General features: G+C 54.6%; 13 protein-coding genes. 7 read left to right on the top strand and 6 right to left on the bottom strand.

Annotated elements, in window-relative coordinates:
- The first annotated feature begins 16 nt into the window (after positions 1–16).
- Both ABEA92_RS27605 and ABEA92_RS27600 read left to right on the top strand, forming a co-directional pair.
- A complete protein-coding gene (locus tag ABEA92_RS27605) occupies positions 17–2,572 on the top strand; it encodes a DUF1592 domain-containing protein (protein WP_345688427.1) in 2,556 nt (851 codons plus the stop codon).
- Between the two features lie 23 nt (positions 2,573–2,595).
- On the top strand, positions 2,596–3,933 hold the full coding sequence (locus ABEA92_RS27600) for a DUF1552 domain-containing protein (RefSeq protein ID WP_345688425.1): 1,338 nt from the start codon (positions 2,596–2,598) through the stop codon (positions 3,931–3,933).
- Positions 3,934–3,964: 31 nt separating this feature from the next.
- Here ABEA92_RS27600 and ABEA92_RS27595 read toward each other — a convergent pair whose 3' ends face one another.
- A complete protein-coding gene (locus tag ABEA92_RS27595; RefSeq protein WP_345688423.1) occupies positions 3,965–4,882 on the bottom strand; it encodes a hypothetical protein in 918 nt (305 codons plus the stop codon).
- Between the two features lie 802 nt (positions 4,883–5,684).
- Here ABEA92_RS27595 and leuS point away from each other — a divergent pair.
- Entirely contained in the window at positions 5,685–8,528 is a 2,844-nt protein-coding gene (gene leuS / locus ABEA92_RS27590) for a leucine--tRNA ligase (protein ID WP_345688421.1), read from the top strand.
- 241 nt (positions 8,529–8,769) lie between these two features.
- Here leuS and ABEA92_RS27585 read toward each other — a convergent pair whose 3' ends face one another.
- The gene (locus tag ABEA92_RS27585; protein WP_345688420.1) at positions 8,770–8,949 is read right to left on the bottom strand and encodes a hypothetical protein; all 180 of its coding nucleotides are present in this window, start codon (positions 8,947–8,949) and stop codon (positions 8,770–8,772) included.
- Positions 8,950–8,998: 49 nt separating this feature from the next.
- Positions 8,999–10,240: a DUF1559 family PulG-like putative transporter gene (locus ABEA92_RS27580; RefSeq protein WP_345688419.1), complete on the bottom strand. Its 1,242-nt coding sequence runs from the start codon at positions 10,238–10,240 to the stop codon at positions 8,999–9,001.
- A 329-nt stretch (positions 10,241–10,569) separates the two neighbouring features.
- Between ABEA92_RS27580 and ABEA92_RS27575 the strand changes: the two genes are divergently transcribed.
- Positions 10,570–11,115, top strand: coding sequence for a sigma-70 family RNA polymerase sigma factor (locus ABEA92_RS27575; RefSeq protein WP_345688417.1), 546 nt, complete (start codon positions 10,570–10,572; stop codon positions 11,113–11,115).
- 32 nt (positions 11,116–11,147) lie between these two features.
- Positions 11,148–12,884, top strand: coding sequence for a LamG domain-containing protein (locus ABEA92_RS27570; protein WP_345688415.1), 1,737 nt, complete (start codon positions 11,148–11,150; stop codon positions 12,882–12,884).
- A gap of 169 nt (positions 12,885–13,053) precedes the next feature.
- On the opposite strand, the gene ABEA92_RS27565 is transcribed toward ABEA92_RS27570, so the two are convergent.
- The 3 genes from ABEA92_RS27565 to ilvN all read right to left on the bottom strand — a co-directional run bounded on the left by ABEA92_RS27565 (position 13,054) and on the right by ilvN (position 15,312).
- A complete protein-coding gene (locus ABEA92_RS27565; protein ID WP_345688413.1) occupies positions 13,054–13,674 on the bottom strand; it encodes a DUF4254 domain-containing protein in 621 nt (206 codons plus the stop codon).
- Positions 13,675–13,677: 3 nt separating this feature from the next.
- Positions 13,678–14,682 carry a ketol-acid reductoisomerase gene (ilvC, locus tag ABEA92_RS27560; protein WP_345688411.1) on the bottom strand — a complete coding sequence of 335 codons (1,005 nt, stop codon included), beginning with the start codon at positions 14,680–14,682 and terminating at the stop codon, positions 13,678–13,680.
- Between the two features lie 90 nt (positions 14,683–14,772).
- On the bottom strand, positions 14,773–15,312 hold the full coding sequence (ilvN, locus tag ABEA92_RS27555) for an acetolactate synthase small subunit (RefSeq protein ID WP_345688409.1): 540 nt from the start codon (positions 15,310–15,312) through the stop codon (positions 14,773–14,775).
- 254 nt (positions 15,313–15,566) lie between these two features.
- Here ilvN and ABEA92_RS27550 point away from each other — a divergent pair, with 254 nt between their 5' ends.
- Positions 15,567–16,460 carry a segregation and condensation protein A gene (locus ABEA92_RS27550; protein ID WP_345688407.1) on the top strand — a complete coding sequence of 298 codons (894 nt, stop codon included), beginning with the start codon at positions 15,567–15,569 and terminating at the stop codon, positions 16,458–16,460.
- A 147-nt stretch (positions 16,461–16,607) separates the two neighbouring features.
- Entirely contained in the window at positions 16,608–17,447 is an 840-nt protein-coding gene (locus ABEA92_RS27545; RefSeq protein WP_345688405.1) for an MBL fold metallo-hydrolase, read from the top strand.
- Positions 17,448–17,449: the final 2 nt, after the last annotated feature.

Raw genomic sequence — 17,449 nt, 5'->3', positions numbered from 1 at the left:
CCACCCCTGAAATTCCTTGCATTTTCCCATAATGCCGTTTCGCGCGATCATCTTCCTGACCTGCATTGCCCTCGGCTTTGCCGGGACTCGGACCGTCGTTGCTCAGCAAGACACCGCTACTAAACAAGACGCGGCAAAACCGTCTGCTGCAGAATCATCCGCCGCCCCCCAGGGAAGCGGCCCCGGCGACTTGCAGGCTGCGGTCCAGTCGTGGCAAAAGACCGGTTGGCCACTCGTCGAGCGGCTCTGTGTCGATTGTCATGATTCCGAAGATGGCGACGCGGGGCTCAATCTAAACGTCTACCAGGACATCCAATCGATCGATGCCGACCTCGGATCGGTCGAACGGGTGTTAGAGATCGTTCGGTTTGGGGCCATGCCGCCGGAGGATGCCGATCTGCCGACCGACGAAGAGCGGAAGGCTTTGGTCGCGTCGCTTGAACAAATCCTCTACAGCGTCGCTTGTAATTCGCGTCGGGCACCGAGCAACGCCACCACCCGTCGGCTGAATCGGTCCGAATACAACAATACGATTCGCGACCTGTTTCACATCGACCTTCGTCCCGCCGACGCGTTTCCCTCAGACGAAGTTGGCGGAGGGTTCGACAACAACGGTGACGTTTTGACATTGTCGCCCCTGTTAATCGAAAAGTATTTCGAGGCGGCCGAAACCGTCGCCACTCACGTCATCATCGATCCCGAGACGCTTCCCAAATTGGCCGCCGATCTGGCCAGCGATCGCTTGTTCGTTCGCGGAGAGTCAAAGACAGGAAGTTTTAATGGTCGCTTCTTGGATCCCGACGCCTACGTGTGGACCGAAGTCGACGTACCGGTCGACGGCGAATACTCGGTGCGTCTGTATGGCGGAGTCACCGACGAGAAAGCGAAACCGGGACAATTTGGCATCTTTGACAACGATGGAACCCTGCTTGCCAAATACGAGCTTGGATATTTTGGCGGCAGTGGCAGCAGTCAAAGCAAAGAACAGCGTTTCCAACTGAAAAAAGGGATGCATCGTTTCCGAATTGCTCCGATTGCGGACGATGCTGAGGTGGGCAAAACGAAGTTCAAGCAGCAGGATGACCTGACTGCCGAAGTGATTGCCAAGCAGCACGAGGACAGCAAAAAGGCGTTACAACCGAGTGGCAAGTTCGACTTGGGCAAATACCCTCACATGGTCCGACGACTTCGCGTGGACGGACCGCGGGGATCGCGTAAAAGCGAACTGCCAAAATCACATTTGGAAATCGTTCGCAAAACCGCCAGCTACGATGGCGGCAAAAAGCAGTGGAAGAACGTCGTCGAAGCAGCCAGCGAATGTCTTAAACCGCTGATGCGACGAGCGTTTCGCGGACCGGTCAGCGACGACGAAGTCAAACAATTTGCTTCGCTGGTCGAAATTGCCACCCAGCGTGACGAGAGCTATTACCGCGGACTGCAAATCGCGGTGACGGGGATCTTGATGTCGCCTCGCTTCCTGTTTCGCGTCGAAACTCCCGCAGATAACAAATCCGCAGGCACCAAATCCGCAGAAAACGATTCCGCCGAACCGCAACTCACACAGCATCAATTGGCAACACGATTATCCTATTTCTTGTGGAGCAGCACGCCCGACGAAGCGTTGTTAAAGACAGCGGACGAAGGAAAGTTAGAAGGCAAAGCGATCGAGGATCACGTTCGCCGCATGCTGAAGGATGATCGCGCCGATGCACTCGGTAGCGAATTCGCAGCTCAGTGGTTAGGACTTCGCAACCTGAACGGTCATGAAGCCGACGAAAGGCTTTTCCCCAAATACAACGACTCGCTTGCCAAGGCGATGTCCGAAGAAACCGAGCGATTGTTCATGCATCTGGTTCGCGAAAACCGGCCTGCACATGAACTGCTAACCGCTGACTACACGTTCCTTAATCCGCAACTTGCTAAGTTCTACAACACAACACACAGTGGCAAGGAACAATTCGAGCGGGTGTCACTGAAAACCACTCCTCGCCGCGGAGTCCTCTCGCACGCCAGCGTGTTGACGCTGACCAGCAATCCTAACCGCACTTCGCCGGTGCAGCGAGGCAAATGGATTCTCGAAAACATCCTCGGCACCCCGCCACCGGATCCACCGGCCGGAGTCCCAGAGCTAGAGGAAACGCAAACCGCAGACGCCAATGCCTCGTTCCGCGAACAGCTCGAGATTCATCGTGCCGATCCAAGTTGCGCCGCGTGTCACCGCGTGATGGACCAACTCGGATTTGGTTTAGAACAGTTTGATGCCGTGGGTCAATTTCGCGAATCAACGCCCAAGTCAAAAATTGACGCCTCAGGTGAACTGCCTGGCGGGCGTCGTTTTTCGGGCGCGGCCGATTTGGCCGAGATGCTGGGCAATAGTGAAAAAGATGCGTTCGCCCGAACCGCAATTCGCCGTCTGCTGACCTTTTCACTTGGGCGAGAACTGTCGCCTGCGGATCGCTGCGTGATCGAATTGATCGCAGAAAACACCGCAAAAGAAGAATATCGCTTCACGGACTTGATTCTTGAAGTGGTGCGTAGTCGTCCCTTTCAGAACCACTCGCGTTCCAACTAAAATAAACTCTCGGAGGAGAAACGATGAGCCAGCCAATCAGTCGACGAACGATGCTTCGCGGTGCCGGACTTGCCATGGGGCTGCCACTGCTCGAATCGATGACTCCGATCGCGCGAAGCGCGTTTGCATCGAGTGCAACTGCGGTGGCGGAGAAACCCGTCCGCATGGCGTGCATTTTCTTTCCCAACGGAGTGATCGTTCCCGAATGGAAACCGACCGGCAGCGGCGATGATTGGCAGCTTTCGACGTCGCTAAAACCGCTGGCGCCATTCAAGTCCAAAATCAACGTGATCTCCGGACTTGCGCACGACAATGGACGAGCGCACAAGGATGGTGCAGGCGATCACGCTCGCGGCGGCGCGACCTTCTTGACCGCCGCTCGTCCTGTGAAAACCAGCAGCAACATTAAGCTTGGGATTTCGGTCGACCAAGTCGCGGCCAGCCAATTGGCCGGCAAGACGACATTGCCATCGATCGAACTCGGTTTGCAAGGCAGCCGCAATGCGGGCAGCTGTGACAGTGGATACAGCTGTGCTTATTCGTCCAACATCTCGTGGCGTAGCGAGACGCAGCCGATGCCCAAGGAAGTCAGTCCCAGGATGGCTTTCGAACGCATGTTCGACACCGGCAGCGACGCAGCCCGGCGTGAACGTGATTTTTATCGCAAGAGTATTCTGGACGTGGTGGCGGCCGATGCCAAACGATTGATGAAAAACGTCGGCCGGTCGGACCAACGCAAACTAGACGAATACTTCACCAGCGTCAGTGAAATCGAAGCGAGAATTTTGCGTAGCGAGCAAGCGGATCGTGCCGCGATGCCGGACTTGGAAGTTCCCTATGGCCGAGTCGAGGCGTTTCGTGAACACGCACGGCTGATGTACGACATCATGGCGGTCGGGTTCCAAACCGACACCACCCGAGTCGCCACGTTGATGCTCGACTCGGCCGGTGGCAGTCGGCGATACTCGGAAATCGGTGTCAAAGAAGGGCATCACCAACTGAGCCATCATCGCAATCAAGAAGAACAAGTCGCGCAGCTGAAAAAGATCGACCGCTACTTGGTGGAACAATTCGCCTACTTCCTTGAGCGTCTCGAATCGATCCAGGAAGGCGAAGGCACGCTGTTGGATCAATCCATGGTCTTGTACGGCAGCGGAATCAGCGATGGCAACCGCCACCGCCATGAAGATTTGCCAATCGTGCTCGCCGGCGGCGCTGGGGGACAAATTCGTACAGGACGTTACATCGAGACCAAGTCCGAGCGTCCGATGGCCAATCTGTTCCTATCGATGCTGGACAAAATGGGAACGCCCGCCGAGTCGATTGGCGACAGCAGTGGCCGGCTCGAAGAGCTCGGCTAGTCGCCAGCGTTGCCATCTTTCTGGTGGCCTTTTAACGACGAGTCACGAACCAGCCTTCGGGCGGATCAGGCAAATTGAATGCTTCGTGGTATTGCCGCTGAGCACGCTCGATCCAAACGGAGGTCCGTTGGTACATCGGCAATGGACATTGCCGAACCGCTTTGCGAGCGAGTTGTTTGGCTCGCGAGAAATCTTGCGAAGCAGCGGCGGCCAATGCCAAGTTGTGTGTTGCGGCTACCTGCAACGGATGCTCTTCAGCCGCCTTGGTCCAGTACTTCGTCGCCTCTTGCCAATCGCCTTGCCGCGCCGCCGCGTTGCCACGCAGCACATCGGATTTCCCCAACGTTAGTATCGGAGCGGCAAGCGATACCGTTTCGTAATCAAGCGACGGCGCCAACAAGCGGTAGGATTCGCGCACCGCCGCGGCAACCATTTGGTCCTCGGGATCCGTAATCAGTGCCAAGTCGGGATAACGTTTGACCGCCGCGTCGCGTTCCACCACCACCGGTTTTCCGCCCGACGGCAAATGATCATCCATGGCGGTCAAACGCCACGAGATCGTCAATTTGTCTGGGTCGGCAGGGCGTGAGCCGTGGGTCCGCTCGGGTAACACTTCGCCACGCAACAGATAGTCGTACCCTTCGCGACGCGCCACCGATGCGAGCGCGACATCACTCGATTCGTCATCGGTCGCAGCAACCAAGCGAATCGCTGACTTCGCTTGCAGCGTTTCAGAGTCGACAAGCTCGAGTTCACGTCCGTCGTCTCGAGGAGCCGAGGCAATGAATTGAGTTTGTATTTTCTTTGCGATTTTCTCGGGACCGACCACTTGAGCCACGGCCACCCGCTTGCCCACAGTGGACTGGAGTGCGGGTGGAGTCCAAATCGCGATCGAAGCGCGCGTGCGACAACCGACGCCAAGGGCAATCCCGGCGCAAAGGAGCGTCATACGGAGCAACGTGAGTCTCATGGTGCATGCTCTGTAACGATTCCCAAGCCGAAGCGTCAACCGAGAAATGGAGCGGAGCGTCCTGATTTCACCTCCCCTCCGGGGACGTCAGAGTCGGCGGTAGCCGGCTCTGGGTGGGGCTCGCAGTGTTAGAAATAGAACGTGCCAATCTCAGGCATCTACCCCTCCCCGGCCGCCTCCTGCGGCCGACCCTCCCGGAGGGAGGGTAAACATGATTTCACCTCCCCTTTGGGGAGGTCAGAGTCGGCGGCAGCCGGCTCTGGGTGGGGTTCGCGGTGTTAGAAATAGACCGTGCCAACTTCAGGCACCGAACCCTCCCCGGCCGCTTCCTACGGCCGACCCTCCCGGAGGGAGGGTAAAACTGATGTCACCTCCCCTCCGGGGAGGTCAGAGTCGGTGGTAGCCGGCTCTGGGTGGGGCTCGCGGTGTTAGAAATAGAACGTTCCAATTTCAGGCATCTCCCCCTCCCCGGCCGCCTCCTGCGGCCGCCCCTCCCGGAGGGAGGGTAAAACTGATGTCACCTCCCCTCTGGGGAGGTCAGAGTCGGCGGCAGCCGGCTCTGGGTGGGGTTCGCGGTGTTAGAAATAGACCGTGCCAACTTCAGGCACCGAACCCTCCCCGGCCGCCTCCTGCGGCCGCCCCTCCCCGAGGGCGGGTAAACTTGCGCAGCCACACAAAAAACCGCAATTTCGGGTCCACCTTTCATCTGTCCCGGTATTTCCTAGAATTCTCCCTTTGAACGCTCTGGATTTTCCCCTCTTACGTCAAAGCCGAACTTTCCATGCCTCGTTACAATCCCGCCGAAATTGAGCCTCGCTGGCAAGCTTATTGGGAACAAAACCACGTATTCGCCACTCCGGAAAACCCGACGGGCAAAAAACGTTACGTTTTGGACATGTTTCCCTACCCCAGCGGCGATGGGCTGCACGTCGGGCACCCCGAAGGCTACACGGCGACCGACATCATCTCGCGTTTTGCCCGCGCCCGTGGCGAGAGCGTGCTGCACCCGATGGGATTCGACGCATTCGGGCTGCCCGCCGAAGAACACGCGATCAAGACTGGCGAACACCCTCGCGTTCAGACCCAGAAAAACATCGATAACTTTACCCGCCAATTAAAAATGTTGGGCTTCAGCTACGACTGGGACCGGGTACTGGCGACCACCGACGAAGATTATTTTCGCTGGACTCAGTGGATCTTTCTTGTTCTATACGACACCTGGTTTGATAGCGAAGCGCAAAAGGGCCGTCCGATCGCGGAATTGCCGATCCCTGAGGGTGTACAGTCGCAAGGTGAATCGGCCATCGAAGCCTATCGCGACTCGCAGCGGTTGGCCTATCAAGACGACGCTTTAGTGAATTGGTGTCAAGAACTTGGTACCGTTTTGGCCAATGAAGAGGTGATCGACGGTAAGAGCGACCGTGGCGGTTATCCCGTCAAACGGATTCCACTGCGTCAATGGATGCTGCGGATCACCGCGTACGCCGAGCGGCTGGCAGACGGACTGGACGATTTGGATTGGCCCACGGGGATCAAGAAACTGCAAACCGATTGGATCGGACGCAGTACCGGTGCCGAAGTCGACTTCTATATTGGTGACGCTGACCAATTTGACGCCTGGAAAGCGGAACGGGCCAAGAACGCATTTCCTGCCGAATCCGGCGACGATGCTTTGCGAGTCTACACGACCCGCCCGGACACGCTGTTCGGAGCAACCTATATGGTGATCGCACCCGAACACCCGCTGGTCGACCGCTTGACGACGCAGGCACATTCCGAGGCCGTCAACGCGTATCGCGAAAAAGCCTCCTTCAAAAGTGACCGTGAACGCACCGAAGGTGACAAAATCAAAACGGGTGTCTTCACCGGGTCAACCGCGATCAATCCCGTCAACGGCGAAGCGATCCCGATTTGGGTTGCCGACTATGTGTTGGCCGGCTATGGCACCGGAGCGATCATGGCCGTGCCCGCACACGACGAACGCGACTTTGAATTTGCCAAGCAGTTCGATTTAAAGGTCGTGCCTGTGGTTGATCCCGACGCGGATGATCCCAACCGCGAAGCGATCCTAAAAGGCGAAGTCTGCTTTGCGGCTCAAGGCCGAGCAATCAACAGTGGCGAATTCGACGGCAAAACCACCGAAGAAGTCAAATCGGCGGTCACCAAGTGGTTGTCGGAATCCGGCCAGGGCAGCGAGGCGGTCAACTTCAAGCTTCGTGATTGGCTGTTCAGTCGTCAACGTTTTTGGGGCGAACCGTTCCCAATCCTGCACGAGCTCGACGAAAACGGCGAGCCAACGGGAATCAAGCGAGCGGTCGATACTGCAGAACTTCCTGTCCGATTGCCTGACCTAAAAGACTACAAACCGCATGGTCGCCCCGAGCCGCCATTGGCCAAAGCCGATGACGATTGGTTGTACGTCACGATCGATGGAAAACGCTACCGCCGTGAAACCAACACGATGCCTCAGTGGGCCGGATCATGTTGGTATTACTTGCGATACATTGATCCCAAAAACGATCAAGCGATGATCGATCCCGAAAAAGAAAAGCAGTGGATGCCAGTCGACTTGTACGTCGGCGGAGCGGAGCACGCTGTGTTGCATCTGCTGTACTCGCGATTCTGGCACAAAGTCCTTTACGATCGCGGCCACGTCAGCACCCCCGAGCCGTTCGGCCGTCTGGTCAACCAAGGCATGATCCTTGGTTCGCCGCAGTATCACATGAGCGACGAAGAATACGAATCAGCGAAGGCCGATCTTAATGCCAAGGGAATCCAAGGTGACCGCGTCGAAGATGGCGGCAAAGTTTCCGTCATTTTGAAACATTCCGATGGCTCGGATTTAAGTGACGATGCAACGGAAAAACGCAAAGGCAACACGTTTTTGGCGGGTACCGATTTGAAGGTCTTGGCGAAGGCCGACAAGATGTCCAAGAGTCGAGGCAACGTCGTCAACCCCGACGCCGTCGTGAGGGATTACGGCGCTGACGCACTGCGACTTTACGAAATGTTCATGGGACCGCTCGAAGCGACCAAGCCATGGTCGATGGACGGAGTCGGCGGAGTCCGTAATTTCTTGGACCGCGTCTGGCGAATGATCATCGATCAGGATGCGGACGAAGTCGTGCTGTGTGATGCGATCACCGATGACGCCTGTGACGAAGACCAATTGCGAACGCTTCACCAAACGATCCGCAAGGTCACCGAAGACACCGAAGCGATGAGTTTTAATACGGCCATTGCTCGGATGATGGAGTTCACGAACTTCTTTACTCGCTGCGAGAAACGTCCGCGTGAAGCGATGAAGACCTTTCTGATCTTGTTGTCGCCTTACGCTCCGCATTTGGCCGAAGAATTATGGATGCTGTTAGGCGGCGAAGGCTGTGTCGCCAAAGCCGCGTGGCCCGAGTGGGACGAAGCCGCATTGGTCGAAAGCAGCATCGAGATCCCCGTCCAAATCAATGGAAAGATCAAAGCCAAGATCAACGTGGCTCCCGATGCCGGCAAAGATCAATTGATCGAAATCGCCTTGGCCGACGCCAAAGTGAGCGAGCAATTGGCGGGCAAAACGATTGTCAAACAAATCGTGGTCCCTGGACGACTGGTGAACTTGGTTGTGAAATAGCCAGACGTCAAATAACCAACTGTGAAATCACAAAACATCTCCATCGCGACAAATCGCTGAACGAGATCAAAAAAAGCGGGCGACATACACGTCGCCCGCTTTCTTTTTGTCATTACGACTCTTAACGCGTCAACTTTGAGAATCTTGTACGGATCACATCTTTCGAAGCACGTGTCTGCGACGATGAACACAATCCGTATGGTTTTGAGTGTCAGACGCGATCACCCGTGCAATCGCTTTCTCAGTCTTTGAATTCGGTGTCGCCGATTGGATTTCCTTCAGAATCGATTCCCATAGCAGCATCCATCTGCTGAAGTTCGTCCTGTGTATATTCCAGTTTCTGAGGTTCTTCTGAAGCACAGCCAATGGTAGTTACCAGTAACAATGCCCAAACCATGGAAAGAATAGTCTTTAATTTCATCGTGTCATTTCGAATGTGAAAACAAAATAGAAGTAAAGCAAGGATCGAACTACAGGTTCTCAATACTGACCGTTTCTTTGCTTGCACGAGTGCCCAGTGCTCCCCAAAGTCCATAGGGGCTTTGCAAGCCGGCTGCCTTACAACCTGCACGACCTGGATCGACTGGCCCCGTAGTTCCGTCTCCTGCTTCGATGGAGTCGGTGACAAACTTCACGGCTCCATCTCCCATCAAAACGTGGCAACCACCTTGATGTCGACTACTCGAAGGAAAGGAACCAACATGCTCGACTGCGTTGGTCGTCGCAGAGTATCGGCCACACAACGGTTTGTTTGGTGGTCTTGTTGTGGTCATCCCAGTAAAGCAAGCGCCAGCCGCAGTCCAACGGTAGCCTCGAAGAATATTCGGAGCTCCTGGCATCGCCTGATAACTTGCACTCGCGGGATCATAAAAAGTAGGGCGAGACGCGTCGATCGCGACATCGCAAGCGGACGGATTGGAGAGGATTAGATTGTTATCGGACTTGTTGGAACCGAATGTGGTCGTCGCAAAATTGTCCCCCAAGTCCGTTGCAATTTCTCCCATGGCAATGGTGTTACTCAGTCCATCGAGAATATCACCAAATCGCATCGAGGCGTGGGCCACGAACATGCCGCGACAATTTGCGACATTCGACCTACCTGCAACCTCTGTTGAATTATTTCGATGCAAAATGCCGCGGTGAATGTTCCAAACCGTATCGCCTAAACAAAATGCGTAGTTCGTGCGTCCCAGTGCTGGAAAACCAACGCCTGGATCACTGGGGCAACGAAACATGGGGACCTCGGTCACGGCCGGATTGTATCGAGTTACGTCGGATCCGCCGTATGTGTGATTGGGACCAAATGGGTAGTAGAAAATCGCGCCGTCGTCACTGACTTGCTCGTTTGAAATCGACTCCCACAATCCTGTCAATTCACAGAATGGCAATAAACCGATGAGTGCACTACCTTGGCGTTTGGTGGATCGACGGCTTGCCGCCCCTTCATTGCCGGTATTGTTTGGACCTTTACTGACGTCGCCATAGGGTCCTGTGCCCTGTATCGGCAACTGATTGAAGCTGGAATGGTAGTTGTGCATCGCCAATCCAAGCTGCTTGAAATTGTTGCTGCAACTCATACGTCGTGCCGCTTCGCGAGCCGCTTGCACCGCAGGCAACAGCAATCCGACCAGCACCCCAATGATTGCGATCACGACGAGCAGTTCCACCAAGGTGAAGCCGAATTTACCGCGTCGGGCTAAATGACTAGACATCTAATCTGCCTCAGAAAAAGAGATGATGAGAGAAAGAGAAAGAAAATGAATACAAGTGCAAGAACGCCCGCTGGCAGTCAACCTCGTTACTTTTCATTTCCGACGTATTTACTGCCGTTCAAACAGAGACTGACCACAGAAAATAAAAAAAGATCTGATTTTTTGAACAAAGTCGGTTGGTAGCGTGGTTCGCCGAATCGCCCCTTCGCCTGATCCCGAAGACGGCGAACCCAACGAGCGGGAAAAAAGGCGTTATAAAAGTAAAAACGCAAGGCGGAAATTCGCTTGAGCGGCAGTAATGAAACAGTGAGAATTCCCAAGGTTCGGGTATGAGCAACCAAGGAGAACGATCGGAGAGCGAAGCAGATGTCGCAAACTTTGTTCAACTCTTTACCACCCACGAACGTCGCATACGTGCATTTTTGTTTACGTTGCTTTGCGACCGCGATTCGGTCGATGAAGTGATGCAAAACGTCAGCACTGTACTTTGGAAGAAATTCGATGAACTCGATGACCCATCAGGATTTCTCAAATGGGCGTACGTGATTGCTCGATTTGAAGTCCTGACGTATCGCCGCAAACTGGCGCGGGACCGATTGGTGCTTGATGAAGGCCTAATCACGACATTGGCAGAGGAATATGTTTCGGACGACCATGCTCTCGATGTCGAAGATCGCATTCGCTATTTGAGCGACTGCATGTCGCATTTACAGGAACCTGACCGAAATCTTTTGGTGTCCGCCTACGCGTGCGGAACTCCGATAAATCGCGTTGCTGAAAAACACAGCCTATCCGTCAATCGCCTCTACAAACTACTCGGTCGCTTGCGGCGCGCCTTGAAACAGTGCGTTGAAACGAAACTGAAGCCAAGCTGAAAACCAATCAACCCACAGAAACCAAATCACTGATGGATGCCTTTAATCCAAACGATTTCGACGATCTTGTCGATCGCTACTGCGCGGGACTGCTAGACCGGGAATCGTTTAGCCGGCTTGAAACGATGCTCCGCGATGATGTTGAGCGACGACAACAGTTCCGTGAGACGATGTTGACTCACGCAGCACTGAATGAAATCGCTGACATGTATGACATCAACCAATCCGCTGTGGATTCGCACGGCTTATCAATGGCCGCGGTCATGGATTGCGACCCAAGTGACACCAATCGAGAGGCCGCCCATAGCTCGTCCAGATCTCAATCCCGTCAGCTGAAGTTGACTTGGCTAATGATGACACTGGCCTGCGCCGCTTCGATCGGCATCGCCATCTTTTCGTTTCTTTATCAGCCGAACAACGGAACGCATGCGCCAATCCAATTGGCTGATCCCGCAACCCAAGAAGCCCAGTTGATCAACCCACCGCTTCCTCCGACCCGACTGGTTGGCAACCAATCGATTGCGTTGATCAAGAGTGCCGTCGATGTGAACTGGGGGCCATCGGCGACGCCGCTTCGTGTGGGCGAAGTGATTCCTAATCATGTATTGAATTTTGAATCCGGCATTTTAGAGATTGTGTTTCTTTCAGGTGCGATGGTCGTTGTCGAAGGCCCTGCAAAGCTCGACCTAGTGTCGAAGGAAAAGGCTGTACTGCACAACGGCAAAATCCGCTGCTATGTCCCTCCGGCCGCGGTTGGATTTTCAATCGAAACGCTGGACACAAAGTACCTGGACATGGGGACTGAGTTTGGAGTGGAAATCAAACCAGATGGCAAGCAGGAATTGCACGTGTTCGACGGAGAAGTCCATGTTCATTCGTTGCACGGCGACGACTTACCGCAAACGGTGCTGTCGGGCGAAGGGCTTCAGCAAAAAGACAACAACCAATGGGCAAGGATCGAATCGGACACCAGTCAATTCACGAACAACAGTGATTTGAGCCTGCGAAAAACGGAACAGGAGCGAAAAACCTTCCGTGCGTGGTCCGATTACCGCACGAAAATTCAACACGACAAAGACCTGGTGGTGTTCTATGACTTTGATTCGCAAAGCCAAAACCCACAAGTGTTGAAAGACAAAAGCCAAAACGCGATTGACGGATCGATTGTGGGATGCGAAGTAAGCTCGGGCCGCTGGGACCTGAAGCCGTCGCTTGAATTCAAGAAACCAAGCGATCGAGTGCGGCTAAATATCCCCGGTGAATTCGAGGACGTAAGCATGACGACTTGGCTCCGACTCGATGGCTTTGACCGACACTTCAACTCGATTTTCTTAACCGATCGTTACGATGACGGCCATTTACACTGGCAGCTGAAATCGACGGGCGAGATCGACGCTGGGATCAAACTGGCAAATTCGCCACGTCGTATTTTTGTAAGCAAGCCCGTACTGGGGTACGAGGACCTCGGGCGTTGGATTCACTTGGCAGTCGTGGTCGACAAGAAATCGCAAACCCTTTCCCACTACCTCAATGGCGAACGGGTTGCCCGGTTTGACCTACGTACCGGCAGCGAACCCAATGTCCCGCAAGAACCTGTCAATAAGATTCGTTTTGGCAAAGCTGAATTAGGAAATTGGAGCCCCGAGCGAAAATACGACAGCGAACCGGTCCGCAACTTGAACGGTCGGATCGATGAATTTGCGATATTCAGCCGCACATTATCTGACTTCGAAATCCGAGAACTCTACAACCAAAGCCGTCCGCATTAGTAACACGACGCCACCATGCCGCGTGGGGAACATCGGATACGATCGACTCTTCGTCTCTTCGTTTCTTGGGCAGCAACACACCAGAGCGAATTTTCGGCAACGAATCGCCCCTCACTTTCGCCGTCTACCGAATCTACGTCAACACCGCGGCTCGAGATCCGGCTTAGGGTTATGATTTACCCGCGTTATAGATCGCAGGGTTGAGCGAGGCGTCGTTGTACATTTTCATCTGGCGATAGGTCTTGTGACGCTTTCGGCCTGCAAAAATGTCATCCAACAATTGCTGTAGCGACAACGACAAATCAGCCAATTGGGTCTCGCAGACCGCTAGCCGCTGAGCGACTTTTGCCCGGTGCTCGGGTTCGGTATCGCTGCGATCACACTGCTCACCGTAATGAAACAACCGCAGCGATAGGATCGACAAACGATCGATCACACTGCCGGGCGTCTCGGTGTTGATCGGAGCGTCAGCAGCGGTCGTGATCCCCGCCGCAGCGATGGCTTCCGAAATTGCGTCATCGATTTTTTCGATCTGGTTATGACGCTGCTGGTTCAAGCCATCAATCGTGCGTTTGACGGCTGCGATTTCCGTATCGGTGGCGGTGGGACTGCGTGCCTTGTCCTCTTCGTGCCACAACTGAAAATTGGTGGCATGTTGGTCACAGACGAGCCCCATGATGCCCGTCAACGAATGTCCCATCGGTTCGACGTGCCAACGCCGAACCCTATCGATCTGCATCTGCGTCAGATCCGCAACACGAAACACTTGCAATGGATCTGACGATGCCATGGATCAAACTTCCTTTTCGTCGATCCAAGTCATCATGCGGCGAAGTCCACGGCCGATTTGCTCGACGCCATGCTCACGCTCCAAACGACGAGTTGCCTTGAAGAAAGGTGCACCGGCACGATTTTCCGAAATCCACTTGCGAGCGAACTCGCCGTGTTGGATTTCCGTCAAAATCTTCTTCATCTCGGCTTTGGTTTCGTCGGTGATGATACGTGGACCGCTGACGTAGTCACCGTATTCGGCAGTGTTGCTGATGCTGTAACGCATGTAGCTCAAACCGCCTTGGTACAACAAATCAACGATCAGCTTCAATTCGTGCATGCACTCGAAGTAAGCCATTTCAGGCTGATAACCAGCTTCGACAAGCGTTTCAAAACCAGCTTTCACCAATTCGCTGACGCCGCCGCACAACACAACCTGTTCGCCGAACAAGTCGGTTTCGGTTTCTTCGGCAAACGTGGTCTCAATCACACCGCCACGCGTTCCGCCGATCGCCTTGGCGTAGGCCAAACCGATTTGTTTAGTGGTTTCCGAAGCCCCTTCGCCCAACGCGATCAAACAAGGAACGCCGCCACCTTTTTCGTATTCGCTACGTACCAAATGCCCGGGGCCTTTGGGAGCGACCAACAAGGTGTCGATTCCCTTGGGCGGCTCGATTTGGCCAAAGTGGATATTGAAACCGTGCGAGCACATCAACACGTTGCCAGGTTCCAAGTTCGGCTCGATGTGTTGGCGATAGATGTCGCCTTGAACTTCATCGGGAAGCAGGACGTTGATAACGTCCGCTGCCTTGGTCGCTTCGTCGATCGACATCGGCTTGAAGCCATGCGAAACGGCCAAGTCATAATTCGCCGATCCGGGGCGTTGCCCGATGATCACCTCACATCCGCTGTCACGAAGGTTTTGAGCCTGTGCGTGGCCTTGCGAACCGTAGCCAAGAATTGCGACGGTCTTGCCTTTGAGGTGAGACAAATCCGCATCGTTTTCGTAGTAAATCGTAGCAGCCATAACGGGGCTCAAATCTTTGGGTTGTTAAGTAAGAAATTGTCTATTGGTATAAGAAAACTCTAGGGGGGCGAGCGGCAGAACGTTGATTCGTTAAACCGTTACCACCTTGGGCGAGTCGCTTAGGCGTGGCACTCCGGCGTCGCTGCGAACCATCGCGATACGACCGGTGCGAGCCAGTTCGGTGATCCCGTAAGGTCGCATCCGCTCAATGAACGCTTGCACCTTGTTCTCGCGACCGCTGATTTCCACCATCACTTCGCTCGGGCCGACGTCGACGATCTTGCCACGGAAAATATCGACCAGCTCACGAATCTCGCTGCGAACCGGACCGGCGGGTGCTTTGATCTTCATCAACAACAAATCGCGTTCAACGAAATCACGACTGCTGACGTCGAGCACTTGGACGACCGTGACGATCTTTTCCAACTGCTTGCCGACCTGCTCGAGCACGCGGTCGTCGCCCACGACGACAAAGGTCATGCGGGAAAGTTGCTTGTTTTCGGTCTCACCGACCGCAAGCGAATCGATATTGAATCCGCGTGAGGCAAGCATGCCGGAAATGTGGGCCAGAACGCCTGGAACGTTTTGGACAAGTGCACTGAGCACATGCCGCTGGTTGTCGTTGCTCATCAGATGGGGGGTATCGTCATCTACGAGGATTTGGATTGAACCGCTTTGTCGAGCGTAGCATGATAATTTTGGCGACAAAAACCAACAAGGGCTTAGACCGGCTCCGAAGTGAATCGCCAGGCGGGCTCGCGAATCGCCGTCGGCTTGGCGTGTCGCCACCGGCCTGGACAGCATGATTCTGCAGGATGTTCACGCGAAAACGCAGCAAATGAGCACAAAAACGTGTCTAGAGTGATCTTGGTTGCTAAGCTAATGTGAGTCACCGAGCGAGTCGTATTCCGCTCGTCATCTCACCCATCTTCTCCATTCGCTACGTTCGCACCGCTTGGGACCTCGGCAAAACCATGAATTTTCGTGTTGAATTGCCAGCATATCGTGGCCCACTCGACCTGCTGCTCTACTTGGTTCGCCGCCAAGAGGTGTCGCTGCCAGAGGTGTCATTGTCCAAAATTGTCGACCAGTACCTCGGCTACATGGACATTTTGCAAGAGTTGGACCTGGGCGATATCGGGGACTTCCTCGACCTTGCGACGACCTTGGTCGAGATGAAAAGTCAGGCGGTTTTGCCAAAAATCGTCGAAGAAAGCGACGAGGAAGAGATCGTCGATCCGCAATCCGAGCTGATTGAACGATTGCTGCAATACAAAGAAATCCGTGATGCCGCCTCCATTCTGGATGAGATGGGCAGTCGGTGGCAGCAGCGGTACGAGCGGATGTCGGACGATTTGCCGACTCGCCGAGTCGATTTAGGCGATCAACCGATCGTCGACCTGGAAATCTGGGACTTGGTCAGCGCGTTTGGGCGAATCATGCGTGAAGCCGCAGGCCCGCCTGCGACCGAAGTCATCTACGACGACACGCCAATCCACGTCTACATGCAGCGGATTCACGAGCGTCTAAAAACGACCGAACAAGTCCATTTGATGGACCTTGTCACCGGTGGCATCCACAAATCGTCGCTGATTGGGTGGTTTTTGGCCACGCTCGAATTGACCCGGCACCACGGTGCGGCGGTCTTGCAGCACGAGCATGGCGATATCTATGTCGTCCGCACATCGAACTATTCGGACAGTTTGAATGTCAACGAAGTGGACAACTACGGCACCAAGGCCATCGAAGCGAGCAACATGCCGATCCGGATGCGCTAACCTCGCGGTTCGCAGCACGATCCATCGCCGATGGTTATCGGGGCAAGGTCTTCGGATCGTGTCCGGTACATCAAACCATCCCTTCACGATATCTTGTTCGGGCCTAGACAAGTTCCTTCACAATTTGCACTCAATGCTTACGGCCCGATGGTTGAAAACCTTCCTGTTCTTTCTCACGTCCACAATGGTCTGACCATCGAAGGCTACTCACGCGCGGCTGTGCAAACGTATTGGCGAGTCAATGAACTAAAGGTTTTGTTCGACTGTGGCGGCCAACCGTGGGATTTCATGGGCACGCCCACCATGTTCATCTCGCACGCCCATCTGGACCACATTGCCGCCTTGCCCGCCTACGTGTCACGGCGGCGGATGATGAAGATGGATCCGCCGGTCATCTACCTTCCGGATTCCGCTGTCGACACCACTTGGGACATGCTGCAACTGTTCCGCCGTCTCGATCGAGGAGCGATGCCATGCGAATTGATCGGGCTGCTGCCAGGCGATGAGACGTCCATCAGCCGCGAGTACATCGTCACAGCTCTGGAAACTCGCCATACGATTGATTCGCTCGGCTTTGTGATTCATCAGCGGCGTCACAAATTGAAACCCGAATTTCAAGGGCTCGAAGGCGACAAGATCCGCGACCTGAAATTGGCGGGAACCGAGATCACCGAAGAGACGAGGGTGCCGGTGTTCGCCTATACCGGTGACACATCGCCACCGGGACTGGATAACAATCCGGTCTTTTACGAGGCGAAAACGTTGATCAGCGAGTTGACGTTTGTCGCACCCGAGCATCGCAAAGAAAAAATCCACAAGCATGGGCATATGCACATCGACGATTACCGGCAACGTGCCGACCGTTTCCAAAACGAATTGATCATCGCATCTCACCTCAGCACGCGTTACAACGATGCGCAAGTGAAGCGACTTGCCAACAAAGGACTTCCCGATGCCCTTGGTGGCCGCATGAAACTGTGGCTTTAAAC

The sequence above is a fragment of the Novipirellula caenicola genome, from assembly GCF_039545035.1.
Taxonomy (GTDB): domain Bacteria; phylum Planctomycetota; class Planctomycetia; order Pirellulales; family Pirellulaceae; genus Novipirellula; species Novipirellula caenicola.
The sequence above is the reverse complement of the archived record's forward strand: the minus strand, read 5'-3'. Positions and strand labels throughout refer to the sequence as shown.